This window comes from Micromonospora sp. NPDC049201 (genome assembly GCF_055586805.1).
Genome location: NZ_JBVJHM010000010.1, coordinates 158,677 through 176,675 on the forward strand (window position 1 = coordinate 158,677; position 17,999 = coordinate 176,675).

Genomic DNA, 17,999 nt, shown 5'->3' on the forward strand with positions numbered 1-17,999 from the left:
ACTGCCCGTTCGCTGAGTGAGCGGTCACTGGAAGGTGACCACGTCCGGCGCGCTGACGTCGATCCGGTCCGCCCGGCGCGGCAACAACGCGGTCGCCACCGCCGACTTGTCCGCGCTGCGCGCGGCGTCCCCCCAGAAGACCTGTCGGTCGTCGCGCAGCAGCAACGTGATCCGGGCCAGCCCGGCCACGTCCACCGTGACCAACTCCGCGCGCAGCTTCTCCCCGAGCGCGGCGAGCACCGCCAGCCCGGCCCGGGTGCCCGGATCGTCCGGCCCCGGCCGGGCCACCCGGACCAGCGGCAACCCGGCCGGGGCCCGGTCCAGGCGCTGGAAGACCACGCCGGCGGCGTCCACCACGGCGAAGCGCCCGCCCTGCGGCACCGCGGCCACCGGCACCCGCTCCTCGACCCGGATCACCAGCGTCGCCGGCCAGTCCCGCTCCACCGTGGCCCGGGCCACCGGCGGCAACGTGCCCACCCGGCGGGCCGTCGCGGCCAGGTCCACCCGGGCCAACGGCGCGTCGTCCGGAACCGCCGCGGCGTCCCGGATCTCCACCGCCGTGACCAGCCGCGCGCCGACCACCCGCACCTCCCGGACGCCGAACAGCCCGGTGCCGAGCACCGTCCAGGCGACAAGCGCGGCCAACGCGGCCACCGCCGCGGCCAACGCCCACGGCAACGCGGCGCGCATCCGCCGCTGCCGGGCCCGGGCCATGAACCGACGGGTGGACGGCGGCACGGCGTCCGCCCCGGCCCGGACCAGTTGCCAGCGCCGGACCGGGCTACGCCGCCCCGCGCCACCGTCCTGGCCGGGCGTGCGGCCCCGGGCCGGGCCGGGACTCATCCGGCGGTGGCCGCCGCGCCGTCCGGACCGACGCCGGCGCGGAGCGCCGTGGCGCCGCCGGCGCGGGCCAGCAGGGCGTCCAGCAACTGGTCACCCATCAGCGAGATCGGCGGCGCGCCCATGGTCACCACCACGTCGCCGGTCCGGGCCCGGCGGGCCACCTCGGCCGGCACGTCGTCCCACGCCTCGACGAAGACCTTCCGGTCCGCCGGCAGCGGCACCGCCTCGATCAGCGCGACCGACCCCTCACCGGGCTGGCGCGGCTCGCCGGGACCGAAGACCTCCAGCAGCACCAACTCGTCGGCGATGCCGAGCGCGGCGGCGATCTCCGCCTGGAGGTCCCGGGTGCGGTACAGCCGGTAGGGCTGGAAGACCACGATCAGCCGGCCGTCGCCGGCAACCTCGCGCAACGTCTGCAACGCCAGCGTCATCGAGGTGGGGTGGTAGGCGTACTCGTCGTAGACCAGCACGCCGTCCGCCACGCCCTTGCGCTCGAACCGCCGCCGCACGCCGGGGAACGCGCCGAGCGCGGCCTCCGCCGCCGCCACCGGCAGCTCCAGCAGGTACGCGGCGAGCACCGCGGCGGCGCTGTTGAGCGCCATGTGCCGGCCCGGCATCGGCAGCCGGATCTCGCCCAGCGACCGGCCCTCGACCTCGGCCAGGTAGCGCACGCCCTGCGCCGAGGAGACCACGTCGCTCATCCGCAGGTCGGCGTCGGCGGCCTCGCCGTACGTCCACACCCGACGGCCCTCCGCCCGGAGCGTCTCGGCCAGCCGCCGGCCACCGGCGTCGTCGGCGCAGGTGACGACGAAGCCGTCCGGGTCGGTGAGCCGGGCGAACTCGGCGAACGCCGCCTCCAGCGTGGCCAGGTCGCCGTACGTGTTGAGGTGGTCCGCCTCGACGTTCGTGATGATCGACACGTACGGGCGGTAGATGAGGAAGGAGCGGTCGCTCTCGTCCGCCTCGACCACGAAGTGCTCGCCGGTGCCGTGGTGCGCGCCGGAGCCGACCTCGGAGATCTCCCCGCCGATGACGAAGGACGGATCGGCGCCGGCCTGCTGGAGCACCATGGTCACCATCGACGTGGTGGACGTCTTGCCGTGCGTGCCGGCCACCGCCACCGTGCGCCGACCGGTCATCGCCGCCGCCAGCGCCTCGGAGCGGTGCAGCACCCGCAGGCCCCGCCGCCGCGCCTCGACCAGCTCCAGGTGGTCCTGCGGGATGGCCGAGGAGTAGACGACGGTGTCCACCCCGTCCAGGTTGGCCGCCTCGTGGGTGGAGTGGATCGTCCCGCCCAGCGCGCGCAGGCCGGCCAGCGACGGCCACTCCCGCAGCTCGCTGCCGGAGACCGGCAGGCCACGGGTGAGGAAGAGCCGGGCCAGCCCGGCCATCCCGACCCCGCCCACCCCGATCAGGTGGATGCGGCCCAGGTCCTCCGCGGTCATCGTGCCGGCGGGCGTGAACTGCGCGGTGTTCATGAGGGGTACCTTCCCGTCGCGGCGACGCCCATTACGGAGCCACCGTTGTTCGCGACTGCGGGGCTCGCAAGCTCACTCCTCGCGCTCACCGGCTCACCGCCTCGTAGACGAAGTTCAGCAGCGCCACGTCGCCGTCGCGGCGACCGTAGCCGGCCGCGGCGTGGCTCATCGCGTGGAGGCGTCGCGGGTCCCGGATCAGCGGGATCACCGTGCGCTCCACCCAGGCCGGGGTCACCTCGGCGTCGTCGACGAGCAGCCCACCGCCGGCCTCCACCACGGGCAGCGCGTTGCGCTTCTGCTCCTGGTTGCTGTGCGGGTAGGGCACGTAGACCGTGGGCAGGCCGATCGCGGCCACCTCGGCGCAGGTCATCGCGCCGCCCCGGCCCAGCATCAGGTCCGCCGCCGCGTAACCCAGCTCCATCTCGGACAGGTACGGCAGCGTCACGTACGGCACCGGCAGGTCGCTGGGGACGGAGACCGGCTCGTTGCGGGCGCCGATCACGTGCAGCACCTGCACGCCGTTGCGGGCCAGCTCCTTCGCCGCGCCGGAGACGGCCAGGTTGATCGAGCGGGCGCCCTGCGAGCCGCCGGCCACGAAGAGCACCGGCAGGTCGGGCCGGAGCCCGAAGTGCGCGCGGGCGGCGTCCCGCAGCGCCACCCGGTCCAGCCCGGCGATGCCGCGGCGCAGCGGCACCCCGACCACCAGCGCCTCGCGCAGCGCCTCGGACTGGGCCGGCTGGTGCGGGAAGCCCACCGCGACGTGCTTGGTGAACTTCATGCCCATCCGGTTCGCCACGCCCGGCGGCACGTTCACCTCGTGGATGACGATCGGCAGGTCGCGCCGCCACGCGGCCAGGTAACCGGGGACCGAGACGTACCCGCCGAAGCCGACCACCGCGTCGGCCCGCACCTCGTCGATCACCTTGCCCGCGGCGCGGGCCGCCTTCCACATCCGGTCCGGGGTGCGCACCAGGCTCATGTTGACCGATCGGGGCAGCTGGTAGGCCGGGATCTGCCGCAGGTCGTAGCCGGCCGGCGGGATCAGCTCGTTCTCCAGCCCCTTCGGGGTGCCCAGGCAGGTGATCCGGACGCTCGGGTCGTGTCGGCGCAGGCAGTCGGCGAAGGCGAGCAGCGGGTAGATGTGCCCACCCGTGCCCCCTCCGCAGAGCACCACCGAACGCAGCGGACCCATCAGCGTCTCCTCTCGTTCGCCGCGCCGGCGCGCGCCCGGTCGGGCCGGGCGCCGCGGGTCGCGGCCTGATCGTCCTGCCGACGCTGTCGGGACCGGGGCACGGGCCCTCGGTCCGCCGGGGGCGGCGCCGGTCGGCGACGCCGGCCGGGAAGCGGCGGCAACGGGGCCCACACTAGTCGGACCCATCGGGCCGGCGGACGGGCGTTCAGGGCTCGGGCCGCGTCCGGCTCGGCGCGGGCGAAGGAGGCGAGCATGCCGATCGCGGCCAGCGTCACCACCAGCGCGCTGCCGCCGTCGGAGATGAACGGCAGCGGCACGCCGGTCAGCGGCAGCAGGCCGGTGACGCCGCCGATGTTGATGACGGCCTGACCGACCAGCCAGGCGGTCACGCCGGCCGCGGCGAGCCGGCGGAACGGGTCCTCCACCCGGCGGGCGATCCGCATGCCGGTGTACGCCAGCACGGCGAAGAGCACCAGGATCACGGTGCAGCCCACCACGCCCAGCTCCTCGGCGACGATGGCGAAGATGAAGTCGTTGTGCGCCTCGGGCAGCCAGTCCCACTTGAAGACGCTCTGGCCCAGGCCGACGCCGAACCAGCCGCCGTTGCCGATCGCGTACCGGGCCATGATGGGCTGGTAACAGTTCTCCAGCTTCAGCTCGATGCAGGTCTGCGGATCGGGCGGGTCGAGCCACATGGTGAGCCGGCCCAGCCGGTAGTTCTCGGCGTCCCGGGAACCGGAGCCGGCGCCGAGCGAGGCGGCGGCGACCAGCAGGCCGATGCCGGCCAGGCCGATCGCGGAGAGCGCGGCGAAGACCCGGGTCCGGACGCCGGCCGCCCAGAGCAGGCCCACCACGAGCGCCAGCAGGCACAGCATGCTGCCCAGGTCGTTGTAGCCGACCAGCACGAAGATCAGACCGACCACCGGGAACAGCGGCGTGGCCAGCTCCCGCCACCAGCCCAGCGCGGCCCCCTTGCGGGCCAGCACGTGCGCCGCCCACAGCACCAGCGCGAACTTGGCCACCTCGGCCGGCTGAAGCGAGATCGGGCCGAGGGAGAGCGAGAGGAGTTCGCCCTTCAACGGCCCGATGGACGCCACCCCGAACAGTGATTCCAGCGCGACCAGCAGGTTGAGCAGGAGCAGCAGCGCCACCGCCACGCCGAGCGCGGGGCGGCTCACCGCCCGGAACGTGCGCGCGGGCAGCCGCTGGCAGGCCCAGAACGCGCCGACGCCGATCACCGCGAACACGGCCTGCTTGGTCAGCGAGGCGGAGGCGTCACCGCCCTCGGCGTAGTCCCGCACGCTGGTCGCGGAGAAGACCATGGTGAGGCCGATCAGCAGCAGCAGGCCGGCGCTGGAGAGCAGCAGGTAGTAGGAGGCCAGCGGCCGGGCCAGCAGGCCGCGCAGCGCGGCCAGGCCGCCCGCCGGGTCCCAGCGCGCGCCGGCCGGCGGATCGCCCGGCGGCGTGGCCGCGGGCGCGCGGCGGGCCGGCGGTTCGGTGCTGACCTGGATGTCTCGTCCCTCCCCCACCCGCTCATCATGGCGGCTCGACCCGCCCGCCCGTGGCGCAACCCCACGGTCGGCGTGTCGGATCTGAAGGAGGGGCCCCCTTTTAACAGACGTCTGTTAAAAGGGGGCCCCTCCTTACACAGCCGGGGGCGCTAGCTCACCGCGGCGAGGAACTCGCTGTAGAACAGGCCCAGCGCGATGGCCACACCGATGCCGGCGATGATCCAGAACCGGACCACGATGTTGACCTCGCTCCAGCCGGCCAGCTCGAAGTGGTGCTGGAGCGGCGACATCCGGAACACCCGCTTGCCGGTGGTCCGGAACGAGATGATCTGGATGACCACGGACATCGTGATGATCACGAACAGACCGCCCAGGATCGGCAGCAGCAGGATCGTCCGGGTGGACATCGCCATGCCGGCGATCAGGCCACCGAGGCCGAGCGCGCCGGTGTCGCCCATGAAGATCCGGGCCGGCGAGGTGTTCCACCAGAGGAAGCCGACGCAGGCGCCGGCCGCCGCGCCGGCGATCAGCGCGATCTCCAGCGGGTCGCGCACGGTGTAGCAGTACGCCTCGGTGTAGTTCGGGTCCGCGCACCAGTGCCGGTACTGCCAGAACGCGATCAGCGCGTACGCGGCGAGCACCATCACCGAGGCGCCGGTGGCCAGGCCGTCCAGGCCGTCGGTGAGGTTGACGCCGTTGGTCGCCGCCATCACCACCATGATGATCACGATGACCGCGCCGATCTTGCCGATCTCCAGCGCCGGGATGTCCCGGATGAAGCTCAGCGTGGTGCTGCCCACCGTCGCGGTGTTCGTCGCGTTGCCGCTGACGTCGGTCATGCTCGACGGGAAGTAGAGCGCCACCACGCCGAAGACCGCGCCGACCAGGATCTGCCCGGCCAGCTTGCCGCGCTTGTTCAGGCCGCCGCTGTGCCGCTTGCGGACCTTCAGGAAGTCGTCGATGAAGCCGACCGCGCCGGAGAACACCATCAGCCCCAGCAGCACCAGCGCCGTGATGGTCGGCTCGACCTGCGCGATCTGCGCGTCCGGCAACGTGGTCAGGGCCAGGTGCCCGGCGACGTACGCGATGACGGTGGCCAGGATGAAGACCACGCCGCCCATCGTCGGCGTGCCCTTCTTGCCCTCGTTGCTGGCCAGCCCGAGGTTCGACCGGATCGGCTGGCCGGCCTTCAGCCGGGCGAACACCTTGATCGCGATCGGGGTGCAGAACAGCGAGATCAGGAACGCGACGCCGATGGCGACGATGACCGCCCTCATGCGGCGCCGCCCTCCGTCGCCGTCTCCCGGGCGTCCGCGCGCAGCGCGTCGGCCACGTCCCAGGTCCGGTACCGGGAGCCCTTCACCAGCACCACGTCCGACGGACGCAGCTCGCTCCGCAGCACCTCGACGGCCGCCGCCTGATCGGTGAGCAGCACCGACTCTCCTCCCCAGTTGCCTACCGCTGTCGCGCCCTCGTGGATCGGCGCCGCCGGCTCGCCCACCACGAGCAGCCGGTCGATTCCCAGCTCGGCCGCGAGCCGGCCGACCTGCTGGTGTCCCTCCCGTTCGAAGTCGCCCAGCTCGGCCATGTAGCCGAGCACCGCGACCGTACGCCCCTCGCCGCGCATGCTGGCCAACGCCCGCAGCGCCACGCCGGTGGAGGCCGGGTTGGCGTTGTACGAGTCGTCGATCACGACCACGCCGTCGGGGCGTTCGAACACGTCCATCCGGCGCGTGGAGACCAGGCCCAGCTCGCCCAGCGCCGCCGCCAGCTCGGTCAGGGGCAGGCCCAGCTCGCGGGCGACCGCCGCGGCGGCGAGCGAGTTGGACACCTGGTGCCGGCCGGTCAGCCCGAGCCGCACCGGGGCGTTCCCCTCCGGCGTCACCAGCGTGTACGACGGCCGGCCCCGCCCGTCCAGCGTCACGTCCACCGCGCGCACGTCGGCGTGCGCCGACTCGCCGTACCGGACCACCCGGGCCGCGGTCCGGGCCGCCATCGCGTCGACCCGCGGGTCGTCGGCGTTCAGCACCGCCAGCCCGTCGGCGGGCAGCGCCTCGACCAGCTCCCCCTTGGCCAGCGCGATCGCGTCGACCGAGCCGAACTCACCCAGGTGCGCCACCCCGACGTTGAGCACCACCGAGATCCGCGGCGGCACCACGTCGCACAGGTAGCGGACGTGCCCGACGCCCCGGGCGCCCTTCTCCATCACCAGGTACCGGGTCTCCGGCGTGGCCTGCAACGCCGTGTACGGGTGCCCCAGCTCGTTGTTGAACGAGCCGGGCGGCGCCACGGTCGGGCCGAGCCGGACCGCGAGCTGGGCGATCAGGTCCTTGGTGGTGGTCTTGCCGGACGAGCCGGTCAACCCGATCACGGTCAGTGCGGGCAGCCGGTCGACCACCGCGCGGGCCAGCCGGCCCAGTGCGTCGAGCGCGTCGTCGACAAGCACCATCGGCACGCCCGGCAGCTCGCGGGAGCCGAGCACGGCGACCGCGCCGGCGTCCACCGCCCCGGCCGCGTAGTCGTGGCCGTCCACCCGCTCGCCGGGGAACGCCACGAAGAGACCACCGGAGGTCACCTTGCGGGAGTCGAACTCCACCGTGCCGGTGACCCGGGCGTCCGGGTCGGCCCCGGCCAGCCGGCCACCGACCGCGGCGGCCACCTCGGCCAGCGTCAGCGGGATCATCGGCCACCCACCAGGTCCCCGAAGCGGGCCCGCAGCGCCACCGCCAGCTCCACCCGGTCGTCGAACGGCAGCACCTCGCCGCCGATCTCCTGGCCGCGCTCCTGTCCCTTGCCCAGCACCGCCACCACGTCACCCGGTTCGGCCAACCGGACCGCCTCCTCGATCGCTGCCCGCCGGCCGGGCACCTCGATGACGCGGGCCGGGGTGGCCGCCGCGTACGCACCGGCCAGCACCTCGGCCCGGATGGTGGCCGGGTCCTCGGTCCGCGGGTTGTCGTCGGTCACCAGCACCACGTCGGCCCCCCGGGCCGCCACCTCGCCCATCACCGGCCGCTTGCCCCGGTCCCGGTCGCCGCCGGCGCCGAGCACGCAGACCAGCCGCCCACCGGTGAGCCCGCGCAGCGCCGTCAGCACCGCCTCGATCGCGTTCGCCTTGTGCGCGTAGTCGACCACGCCGCGCACCGGGGCGTCGCCGCTGACCAGCTCCAGCCGGCCGGGCACGCCGCCGCAGGCGGCCACGCCGCGCGCCGCGGTGTCCGGGTCCACGCCGGCCGCGACCAGCGTGGCGACGGCCAGCAGCGCGTTGGCCACGTTGTGCCGGCCGGGCAGCGCCACGCCGGTGGGCAGCGCCACCGCGTCCGGGCCGTGCAGCGTGAAGTGTTGCGCGTACCCCTCGCCGGAGACCTGGTCGGCCCACCAGGTCGCGTCGCGGTCGCCGGCCGCCGAGTAGGTCACCGTGCCGGGCTTGTGGAGCGGGCGCAGCGCCGGGTCGTCGTGGTTGAGCACCTCGACCCGGCAGCGACCGTCGAAGAGCCGGGCCTTGGCGGCGAAGTAGTCCGCCTCGTCGGCGTGGAAGTCGAGATGGTCGGAGCCGAAGTTGGTGTAGCCGCCGACGTCGAACCGGACGCCGCCCACCCGGCCCATCACGAGCGCGTGGCTGGACACCTCCATCACCACGGCGTCCACGCCGCGCTCCCGCGCCACGGCGAGCATGGCGTGCAGGTCGGTGGCCTCCGGGGTGGTCCGGACGCTGTCCACCACCAGGTCGCCGAGGCGGGTCTCCACGGTGCCGATCAGGCCGGTGACGTGCCCGGCGGCGCGCAGCCCGGACTCGATCAGGTAGCTGGTGGAGGTCTTGCCGGCGGTGCCGGTCACGCCGATCACGGTCAGCCCGGCGGTCGGGTCGCCGTAGATGGTGGCGGCGACCGTGCCGAGCACCCCGCGGGCGTCGTCGACGACCAGCACGGGCAGGCCGGCGTCGGCGGCCAGCGGCACCCCGGCCGGATCGGTCAGCACGGCCACCGCGCCGGCGGCGGCCGCGGCGGCGCTGAACTCCGCGCCGTGCCGGCGGGAGCCGGGCAGGGCGGCGTACAGGTCACCGGGGCGGACCTCGTGGCTGGCGTGGGTCACCCCGGTGACGGCCAGCTCGGCGGCCCCCTCCGGCGTGGGAACGGCCAGTCGGTCGGCGAGGTCGCCGAGCCGGACGGGGAGCACGGTGGCGGGACGTGGATTGCCGGGCACGGCGTCAGACCCTACCCGGTCGTCCGGTTCCGACCGCACAGCCGCCCCGGTGGTTCGTCGCCACCCACCGATGATGTCGCGCCCGGCCCGTTCAGCGCGGAAAGACCTCGAACTTCGGCGACTTGTCGGTCAGCGACGGCGGCACCCGGTAGTGCCGGAGCGTGAAGCCCATCATCTCCCGGAACGCCGGCGCGGCGACCGCGCCGCCCCCGCCGTCGGGGCTCCAGACGAAGACCGCCACCACGTAGCGCGGCTTCTCCGCCGGGGCCATCCCGATGAACGAGCCGACCTCGCCGGGCTGCTGCCTGCCGTTGTCGTAGCGCAGGCCGGTGCCGGTCTTGCCGGCCACCCGGTAGCCCGGCACGGCGGCGGCCAGGCCGGTGGCCCGCCCGTCCGGGCCGTCGACAGTGGTGACCGCCTCCAGCATCCGGCGCAGCGCGGCGGCGTTGGCCGGGCTGAGCACCGAGCGGGACGCCGGGGCGGCGCCCGGCGTCCGGGTGCCGTCCGGCCCGATGGTCTCCTTGATCAGGTGCGGCTGCACGTACGTCCCGTTGTTGGCGACCGCGTTGTACGCGGCGGCCATCTGCAACGGCGTGGCGTCCACGCTGTGCCCGATCGGCACCGACCCGTACGCCGACCCGCTCCACTGGTCGGCCGGGAGGATCCGGCCCGGCGCCTCGCCCGGCAGGCCCTCACCGGTCGGCTGGCCCAGCCCGAACCGCTTCTGGTAGTCGATCAGCCGGTCCCTGCCGAGCTTCTCGGCGATCTCGATGGTGCCCACGTTGGACGAGAACGCGAGCATGCCGGGGATGCTCATGGTGCGGCCGTCGGCCGGGTGGGTGTCGCGGAACGGGACCCCGCCCCGGACGATCGTGTTCGCCACCGGGAACGTGGTGCTCGGCGTGATCACGCCCTCCTGGAGCGCGGCGCCGTACGTGATCGCCTTGTGGATCGACCCCGGGTCCACCACGAAGCTGGTGGCCGCGTCGTCCCGGTCGGCCGGCGAGTTGACCTTCGTCGGGTCGGCCGCGTCGTAGGTGGGCTGGCTGGCCTGGGCCAGCACCTCACCGGTCGGGACGTCCATGATCACGGCGGCGGCGACGCTGCCCTTCACCTGGGCGACCTGCTTGACCAGGATCCGCTGCGTCATGAACTGGAGGTCCCGGTCCAGGGTGAGCTGCAACGAGCTGCCCGGCCTCGGCTGGGTGGTGCTGCTGTAGCCGCCCGGGATGGGCGCGGCCAGGTCGCCCTGGCCCACCTCGTAGGTGCGCTTGCCGGCCTCGCCGCGCAACAGGTCGTCGTACTTCGCCTCCAGGCCCTCCAGACCGATCATGTCCTGGCTGACGAAGCCGAGCAGATTGGCGGCCAGGTCGCCACCGGGCACCTCGCGTCGCTCGTCGCGGTGCACGTCGATGCCGGCCAGGTCGAGCGCCATGATCTGCTTCGCGGTGCCGATCTCGACGCCCCGGGCCAGGTAGACGAACTGGAGGTCGGTGTCGGTGCCGGGCAGCTTGCTCGGCTTCATCCTGTCGGCCAGGTCGGAGGCCGGCACGCCGAGCAGCGGGGACAACGCCCGCGCGGTGGCGAACCGGTCCTTGACCCGGGTCGGGTCGGCGAAGACGTACCGGGCCTCCACGCTGTGCGCCAGCGGCTCGCCGGTGCGGTCGAGGATGGCGCCGCGCGGGGCCGGTAGTTCGACCACGGCGAGCCGCTTGGGCAGGCCGCCGTCGGCGTACGCCGGGGTGTCCACGGTCTGGAGGTAGACCAGTCGCACGCCGATGCTGGCGAACAGCGTCAGCGCCAGCACGGTGGCGAGCCGCAGCCGTCGGCGCGGGTCGCCCAGCCGGGGCGGGCGGCGCGGCTTGCGGACCGGCCGGCGGGCCGCCGGCCGACGCGGGCCGGGCCGGCGGCGCGGCGGCGCGTCCTCCTCGTCGTCGTCGAACGGCTCCCCGACCGGGCGGGCCGAGACGGTCCGCACCACGCCGGCACGCCCACCGGCCGCCGTCGCCCGGCGACCGGCGCGGGCGCCCTCGCCGGAGGCGGCCGGCTCCCGGCGGCCGGCCCGCCCGGCCCGGCCGCCGTCGAGCACCTGCAACGCCGGCCGGAACGGGTCACCGGACCGGGTGCTGCGGGGGGTACGCCGCTGTTCCGCGCCGCCCTCGCGGATGGTCCGGCCGCGCGGGGTGTACGCCCGCGCGTCGGAGATCCCGCCGACGCCCGGCTCACGCGGCTCGGCCCCACGCGACGAGCCGCGCCGGGAGCCCGTGGGGTCCCGGCGCGGTTCGTCCGATCTCGGCGGCACCGATCAGCCTCCGTTGCCCTGCTGGCCGACGCCGGTGGGCGCACCCTCGGCGGGGTGCGGCACGCCGATCGTCCGCCCGTCCGGCAGCCGGATGTAGGCCGGGTCCGCCGACTCGACCAGGCCCAGCTTGCGGGCGTTGGCGGTGAGGTTGCCCGGCGCCTTCTGCTCGGCGATCTCCTTCTTCAGCTCCTGCTCGTCCACGTCGAGCTTGGCCTGCTGCTGCTGGAGCTTCTCCAGCCGGAAGGCGTTCTCGTTGATCTTGGTGTTGACCGCCAGGATGCCGAGCACCCCGCCGACCACGAGCACCAGGATCAGCCCGACGAAGGGCGCCCGCGGCACCCGGATCGGCGGCGGCGGGGCGACCCGCAGCCGCGGCGCCGTCGGCGGGGCGACCCGGGTGCGCTCGGCCGGCCGCAGCGCGGCGCTGCCCTCGGTCGGGTACTCGCGCGCCCCCCGGGCGCGGGTCCCCTCGCGACGGTCGGCCGCGGTCGTCGTGGTGTCTCGCATGGTGCGCGCCGTGGTCCGGCCCCCCGACCGCGGTGCGCGCTGCCCGACGGCCCCCCGGCCGTCGCGCTTCTCGACGTTCATGTCCCCTCCCCCTCCTCGTCCGTCCCGTTCCCCGGTTGGTGCATCGCCTTCACCCGGCGGCGGTACCGTTCGCGGTCGGTACGCCCCTGCCTGGTCGCCTCCGGATCGAGCCGTTCCGCGGCCCGCAGCCGCACCGAGGCGGCCCGCGAGTTCGCGGCCACCTCGGCCTCCCCGGGCAGCTCCGCGCCCCGGCTCAGCAGCCGGAACGTCGGACCCGACCCGGGCAGTTCGACCGGGAGGTCGACCGGGCCCTTGCTGCGGACCCGGTCGGCGAGCGCCTGCTTGGTGAGCCGGTCCTCCAGCGAGTGGTAGGACAGGACCACCAGGCGGCCGCCCACGGTGAGCTTGTCCAGAGCGGCCGGCAGCGCCGTCTCCAGCGCCGCCAGTTCTCTGTTTACCTCGATCCGTAAAGCCTGAAACGTTCTCTTTGCCGGGTGTCCGCCGGTTCGTCGGGCCGGGGCGGGGATCGCGTCCCGCACCAGCTCGGCCAACCGCGCCGACGACGTGATCCGGGACCGCTCCCGCTCCCGGATGATCGCCGAGGCGACCTTCCCGGCGAACTTCTCCTCGCCGTACACCCGCAGCAGCCGGGCCAGATCCGGGTGGGAGTAGGTGTTGACCACCTCCTCGGCGGTCACTCCCCGGGTCTGGTCCATCCGCATGTCAAGCGGCGCGTCCTGCGCGTACGCGAACCCGCGGTCGGGCGCGTCGAGTTGCAGGGACGAGACGCCGAGATCGAACAGCGCGCTGTCGATCGCCGGGTAGCCGAGCCGGTCGAGCACCTCGGGCAGCTCGTCGTAGACGGCGTGCTCCAGGTGGATCCGGTCGGCGAACCGGGCCAGGCGGACCCGCGCGTGGGCGAGCGCCTCGGTGTCCCGGTCCAGGCCGATCAGGACCGTGTCCGGGTGCGCCGTGAGCACCGCCTCGGCGTGCCCGGCCAGGCCGAGCGTGGCGTCGACGTGGACGGTCCGGCCGGGGCGGTCCAGCGCGGGGGCCAGCAGCTCGAGACACCGCTCGAGCAGCACCGGCACGTGCGTGCCGCGAAGCTCCCCCATGTCGACCCCCACCGTTCGAAAACCGTCTGTGTGCACGTGTCCGTCGTCGCCACGACGCCTCGCCATACCGCCAGATCCCCATCCGCTCCCGCCCGCCGGAGGCCGCGGCCCTCCGTCTCGGATCGTGCGCCTGGCACCGGGGAAGGGGTGCCAGGAACTCGAAAGCGGCTGGAGATCTCGCAGTACGTCGGGCGCCGTCACGCCCTACAGACCGCCGGGCAGCACCCCCTCCTCGATGTCGGCGAAGTCGTCTTCGCTCTCCGCGAGGTAGGCCTCCCAGGCCGCCCTGTCCCAGATCTCCACCCGGGTGCTCGCCCCGATCACGACCAGCTCCCGGTCGAGGGCCGCGTACGACCGCAGGTGCCCGGGAATGGTGACCCGACCCTGCTTGTCCGGCACCTCGTCGTGCGCGCTGGCGAAGAAGACCCGGCTGTAGGCCCGGGCCGCCTTGCTGGTCATCGGCTGCGCGCGCAACTGGTCGGCGATCCGCTGGAACTCGGGCATCGGGAAGACGTAGAGGCAGCGCTCCTGCCCTTTGGTGATCACGACACCCCCCGCCAGCTCGTCCCGGAACTTGGCCGGCAGGATCAACCGGCCTTTGTCGTCCAGGCGCGGGGTGTGGGTGCCGAGGAACATCGGCCCAACCCCCTCGCCCTGAGCGGCGTTCGCGGCGCCGCTGACCCCCCGGGCCGGTGTGGCCCTCCCGGCCTCACCATCGCGCCCCACTCTACTCCACTTCCCTCCACCTGCAACCAGAATCGCCTGGTCGGCGCGGCGTTTCCACGCGCAAAACCGCACGTCAACGCGGGTGGGGCCGAGTGGAGGGGGTGGCCGCCCCCGGCGGGGGTCCGTTACCCGACATCGGACCGCCGCCGTCCGGCCGAGCACGCTCCGGCCGTCCGCCGGTCCGTCCCCGGCCGAACGGTTCGCCGTCGGCGGCGATCTGGCGACAGGCGTGGTCCGGTAACCTCGCTCGGGTGACGGACGCGAAGATGCCCTTGCGGGCAAAGGTGGCCAGCTCCGTGTCGCGCACCGCCGCGGCGCTGTCGCGGGCCGCGGGCCGTGGCGACGGCTCGGTGATCGGCGGCTGGATCGGCCTCAAGATCGACCCGGACCTGCTCGCCCACCTCTCGGCCGGGCGGGCCATCGCCCTGGTGTCCGGCACCAACGGCAAGACCACCACCACCCGGCTCACCACCGCCGCGGTCGGCGTGCTCGGCCGGGTCGCCTCCAACGCCTTCGGCGCCAACATGCCGACCGGGCACACCTCGGCGCTGGCCAAGGCCGGCAGCACGCCGTACGCGGTGCTGGAGGTGGACGAGCACTACCTGGCCCAGGTGCTGGAGGCGACCGAGCCACACGTGGTGGCGCTGCTCAACCTCTCCCGCGACCAGCTCGACCGCGCCAAGGAGGTCGCCATGATGGCGCAGCTCTGGCGCGCCGCCCTGGTCCGGCACCCCGACGTACGGGTGGTCGCCAACGCCGACGACCCGATGGTGGTCTGGGCCGCCACCCCGCCGGCCGACCCGGCCCAGGGGCACGTGCCGCCGCACGTCACCTGGTTCAGCGCCGGCCAGCGCTGGCACGACGACTCGTGGGTCTGCCCCGAGTGCGGCTCCACCATCCAGCGCTCCGGCGGGCAGTGGTGGTGTACCGGTTGCCCGCTGCGCCGCCCCGAGCCGCAGTGGACGGTGGAGGACGACGGCGTGCTCGACCCCACCGGCGCCTGGCACAAGATCCAGCTCCAGCTCCCCGGCAAGGTCAACCTCGGCAACGCGGCCACCGCGCTGGCGGTCGCCGCCGAGTTCGGCGTCCGCCCGGTGGACGCGGTCTCCCGGCTCGGCTCGGTCACCTCGGTGGCCGGCCGCTACGCCCAGGTCGACCGGGACGGGCGCAACATCCGGCTGCTGCTGGCCAAGAACCCGGCGAGCTGGCTGGAGGCGTTCGACATGGCCGACGTCGCGCCGACCCTGCTCTCCATCAACGCGCGCGACCCCGACGGGCTGGACACGTCGTGGCTGTTCGACGTCGACTTCGCCCCGCTGGCCGGCCGGCAGGTGCTGATCACCGGCGACCGGGCGTACGACCTCGCGGTGCGGCTCGACGTCAACGGCGTGCCGTTCCGGCACGTGCGCACGTTCGACGAGGCGGTCCGCGCGGTGCCGCCGGGCCGGCTGGAGGTCATCGCCAACTACACCGCCTTCCAGGACATCCGAGCGGAGCTGGACCGTGTCAACTGAGAGCCTGCGCATCGTCTGGGTCTATCCCGACCTGCTGTCCACCTACGGCGACCGGGGCAACGCGCTGATCCTGGCCCGCCGGGCCCAACTGCGCGGCATGCCGGTCGAGGTGCTGGAGGTCCGCTCCGACCAGCGGCTGCCCGCCACCGCCGACATCTACCTGATCGGCGGCGGGGAGGACGGTCCGCAGGCGTTGGGCGCCCAGCGCCTGCTCGCCGACGGCGGTCTGCACCGGGCGGTGGCCCAGGGCTCGGTGGTGTTCGGCGTCTGCGCCGGCTACCAACTGCTCGGCACCTCGTTCTTCGCCAAGGGCACCCGCTGCCAGGGGCTGGAGCTGCTCGACCTCTCCTCCGACCGGGGTCCGACCCGGGCGGTCGGCGAGTTGGCCGGCGAGGTCGACCCGCGGCTGGGCATCCCGCACCTGACCGGCTTCGAGAACCACGGTGGCCGCACCCATCTCGGTCCGGGCGTGTCACCGCTGGCCCGGGTCACCACCGGGGTCGGCAACGACGGCGCCACCGAGGGCGCGTGGCGGGGCAAGCTGCTCGGCACCTACTCGCACGGCCCGGCGCTGGCCCGCAACCCGGACCTGGCCGACCTGCTGCTGCGCTGGGCGACCGGCATCCACCAGCTCCCCCCGCTCGACGACACCTGGGCCGACCGGCTCCGGTCCGAGCGCCGCGCCGCGGTGGCCGCCGCCGCCCGGGCATGACCGGGGCCGCCCGGCCGGGGCGGCGACCGGCGGCCCGCCGCCTCGTCGGGCTGCTGGGGCAGCCGTCGGCGCGCCGGTTCGGGCTGCTACTCCTGCTGCTCGCCGGGTTCGGCGTCACACTGCTGCTGGTGCCCCGGCCGGACGCGGCCGACCTGCCCCGGCTCGCCGACTCGCTCGGCGGGTACGCCCCGGTCGCGGCCGTGGTCGGTGGCGCGCTGCTGCTGGTCGCGCTGGTGCCCCGGACGTTCGTCACGCTGGCCTCGGGCGCGATCTTCGGGCCGGTGCAGGGCGCCGCGTACGCGCTCGGCGCGGCGCTGCTCGCGGCGGCGCTCGGCTTCGCGGTCGGCCGGCTGCTGGGCCGGGACTTCGTGGCCGAGCGGGTCCGCGGCCGGCTGGCCCGGCTGGACGGCTGGTTCGCCCGGCAGAGCGTGTTCGGGGTGATCACCGTCCGGCTGCTGCCGATCGCCGGCTTCGGGTTGGTCAGTTACGGCTACGGCACCACCGCGGCCCGGGTGCTGCCGTTCCTGGCCGGCAGCGTGATCGCCTCCGCCCCGACCGCCATCGGCTACGCCGCGATCGGCGCGGCGGTGACCAGCCCCGGTTCGATCAACTGGTACGCCGCCGCGCCGGCCAGCCTCGGCCTGATCGCCAGCGTGCTGATCATCCATCGCTGGTGGCGGGCCGAGCGACAACGCCGGCTCGGCCCGAGCTGACGTGGCCGGCACCGGGGAGACGCTGCCCGGCGGGTTCATCGCCGAGGTGGTCCGGGTCGGGGACACGGTCCGCCGGACCCGGCCCGCCAACGCCGACTTCGTCGCCGCGCTGCTGGGTCACCTGGCGTCGACCGCGCCCGGGATCGCGCCCGCGTACCTCGGGGTGGACGAACAGGGCCGGCAGGTGCTCTCCCACGTCGACGGCGTGGTCCCGTGGCGCGACCGGGAGGAGCCGGCCTTCTTCGCCGACGCGGCGCTGGCCGGGCTGGCCGGGCTGGTCCGGGCGCTGCACGACGCCTGCGCCGGCACCGGGCTGGCCGGCGGCGCGGAGACGGTCTGCCACCGGGACCTGTCCCCGAAGAACACGGTGTACCGGGCCGGACCGGCCGGTCCGGTGCCGGTGGCGCTGTTGGACTGGGACCTCGCCGGTCCGGGTCGGCGCATCGACGACGTGGCGTTCGCCGGCTGGCACTGGGGCACGCTCGGCGGCGACGCCGACCCGGCCGAGCTGGGCCGTCGCTGCCGGCTGCTCTGTGACGCCTACGAGGGCCCGGCCGGCGGGCTGCTCCCCCGCGCCGAACTGGTCACGGTCATGCGGGACCAGATCGGGGCCACCTGGCGGGGCATCGACGCGGGCGCCGACCGGGACGAGCCCGGCATGCGCCGGTTGCGCGCCGCCGGCGCGGTCGAGACGGTACGCGGCTGGCACGACTGGCTGCACCGGCACCGCCGGGCGGTCGAGTCGGCGCTCCACGCGGCCTGACCCGGGTCGGCCCGGCCCGACCGGACGGAATCGACGTGCGGCCCCGCGGGCCCGACTGGCCGGTGCTGGTCGGCCGGCGGGAGGGCCGGTCCGCTCGCCGGCGACCAGCACCGGAGACTGCCTTTGGAGCTGAGAGCGGAAACGACTCGGCTGCCGGCATCCGGCGCCGGACGGCCTGAGTCGCTGCTGCTCTCAGCTCCAAAGGCGACACGAAGAGATGAACCTGAGGCCGCATCCCGGGTGCCGGGCGGGCCGCCGGGGACGTCGCGGGCGCGCGCGGGCCCCCCCCCCCCCCCCCCCCCCGCCCCCCCCCCCCCCCCCCCAACCCCCCCCCCCCCCCCACACCCGGGCCGGCGCCCGGCCCGCCCCCCCCCCCGCGCCCCCCCCCCCCGCCGGCGC

The 17,999-nt window shown here is 74.8% G+C and carries 15 protein-coding genes; 4 read left to right on the plus strand and 11 right to left on the minus strand.

Annotation, left to right across the window (positions count from 1 at the left end; translation table 11 throughout):
* Window positions 1-24: 24 nt before the first annotated feature.
* The 11 genes from ACZ6O5_RS22460 to mraZ form a co-directional block, all read right to left on the minus strand.
* Entirely contained in the window at window positions 25-843 is an 819-nt protein-coding gene (locus tag ACZ6O5_RS22460) for a cell division protein FtsQ/DivIB (protein ID WP_405090522.1), read from the minus strand.
* Complete coding sequence (gene murC / locus ACZ6O5_RS22465; protein ID WP_465979809.1) at window positions 840-2,321, minus strand: UDP-N-acetylmuramate--L-alanine ligase; 1,482 nt, start codon at window positions 2,319-2,321, stop codon at window positions 840-842. The genes ACZ6O5_RS22460 and murC overlap by 4 nt, the downstream gene beginning before the upstream one ends.
* Window positions 2,322-2,406: 85 nt before the next feature.
* Window positions 2,407-3,513 (minus strand): undecaprenyldiphospho-muramoylpentapeptide beta-N-acetylglucosaminyltransferase, encoded by a 1,107-nt coding sequence (gene murG, locus ACZ6O5_RS22470; protein ID WP_465979810.1) that lies wholly within the window; start codon window positions 3,511-3,513, stop codon window positions 2,407-2,409.
* Entirely contained in the window at window positions 3,513-4,928 is a 1,416-nt protein-coding gene (locus ACZ6O5_RS22475; protein ID WP_465979903.1) for an FtsW/RodA/SpoVE family cell cycle protein, read from the minus strand. Before ACZ6O5_RS22475 ends, murG begins: the two co-directional genes overlap by 1 nt.
* A 245-nt stretch (window positions 4,929-5,173) precedes the next feature.
* Window positions 5,174-6,301 carry a phospho-N-acetylmuramoyl-pentapeptide-transferase gene (gene mraY, locus ACZ6O5_RS22480; protein ID WP_343445943.1) on the minus strand — a complete coding sequence of 376 codons (1,128 nt, stop codon included), beginning with the start codon at window positions 6,299-6,301 and terminating at the stop codon, window positions 5,174-5,176.
* Entirely contained in the window at window positions 6,298-7,707 is a 1,410-nt protein-coding gene (locus tag ACZ6O5_RS22485; protein ID WP_465979811.1) for a UDP-N-acetylmuramoyl-tripeptide--D-alanyl-D-alanine ligase, read from the minus strand. The genes mraY and ACZ6O5_RS22485 overlap by 4 nt, the downstream gene beginning before the upstream one ends.
* Window positions 7,704-9,266 carry a UDP-N-acetylmuramoyl-L-alanyl-D-glutamate--2,6-diaminopimelate ligase gene (locus ACZ6O5_RS22490; RefSeq protein WP_465979812.1) on the minus strand — a complete coding sequence of 521 codons (1,563 nt, stop codon included), beginning with the start codon at window positions 9,264-9,266 and terminating at the stop codon, window positions 7,704-7,706. Before ACZ6O5_RS22490 ends, ACZ6O5_RS22485 begins: the two co-directional genes overlap by 4 nt.
* A gap of 52 nt (window positions 9,267-9,318) precedes the next feature.
* Window positions 9,319-11,529: a peptidoglycan D,D-transpeptidase FtsI family protein gene (locus tag ACZ6O5_RS22495; protein ID WP_465979813.1), complete on the minus strand. Its 2,211-nt coding sequence runs from the start codon at window positions 11,527-11,529 to the stop codon at window positions 9,319-9,321.
* A gap of 3 nt (window positions 11,530-11,532) precedes the next feature.
* On the minus strand, window positions 11,533-12,117 hold the full coding sequence (ftsL, locus tag ACZ6O5_RS22500; RefSeq protein WP_465979814.1) for a cell division protein FtsL: 585 nt from the start codon (window positions 12,115-12,117) through the stop codon (window positions 11,533-11,535).
* A complete protein-coding gene (gene rsmH, locus ACZ6O5_RS22505; protein ID WP_107162627.1) occupies window positions 12,114-13,172 on the minus strand; it encodes a 16S rRNA (cytosine(1402)-N(4))-methyltransferase RsmH in 1,059 nt (352 codons plus the stop codon). Before rsmH ends, ftsL begins: the two co-directional genes overlap by 4 nt.
* A 204-nt stretch (window positions 13,173-13,376) precedes the next feature.
* Window positions 13,377-13,808 (minus strand): division/cell wall cluster transcriptional repressor MraZ, encoded by a 432-nt coding sequence (gene mraZ / locus ACZ6O5_RS22510; RefSeq protein WP_091060154.1) that lies wholly within the window; start codon window positions 13,806-13,808, stop codon window positions 13,377-13,379.
* A 356-nt stretch (window positions 13,809-14,164) separates the two neighbouring features.
* Here mraZ and ACZ6O5_RS22515 point away from each other — a divergent pair, with 356 nt between their 5' ends.
* Genes ACZ6O5_RS22515 through ACZ6O5_RS22530 form a run of 4 tightly spaced genes read left to right on the plus strand, consistent with a single transcriptional unit; the run spans window position 14,165 to window position 17,600 of the window.
* Entirely contained in the window at window positions 14,165-15,412 is a 1,248-nt protein-coding gene (locus tag ACZ6O5_RS22515; RefSeq protein WP_107162628.1) for a MurT ligase domain-containing protein, read from the plus strand.
* Window positions 15,402-16,124, plus strand: a complete 723-nt coding sequence (locus tag ACZ6O5_RS22520) for a type 1 glutamine amidotransferase (RefSeq protein WP_107162608.1) — start codon at window positions 15,402-15,404, stop codon at window positions 16,122-16,124. The genes ACZ6O5_RS22515 and ACZ6O5_RS22520 overlap by 11 nt, the downstream gene beginning before the upstream one ends.
* Window positions 16,121-16,837 carry a TVP38/TMEM64 family protein gene (locus tag ACZ6O5_RS22525; protein ID WP_465979815.1) on the plus strand — a complete coding sequence of 239 codons (717 nt, stop codon included), beginning with the start codon at window positions 16,121-16,123 and terminating at the stop codon, window positions 16,835-16,837. Before ACZ6O5_RS22520 ends, ACZ6O5_RS22525 begins: the two co-directional genes overlap by 4 nt.
* 1 nt (window position 16,838) lies before the next feature.
* Window positions 16,839-17,600 carry a phosphotransferase gene (locus tag ACZ6O5_RS22530; protein WP_465979816.1) on the plus strand — a complete coding sequence of 254 codons (762 nt, stop codon included), beginning with the start codon at window positions 16,839-16,841 and terminating at the stop codon, window positions 17,598-17,600.
* Window positions 17,601-17,999 lie beyond the last annotated feature (399 nt).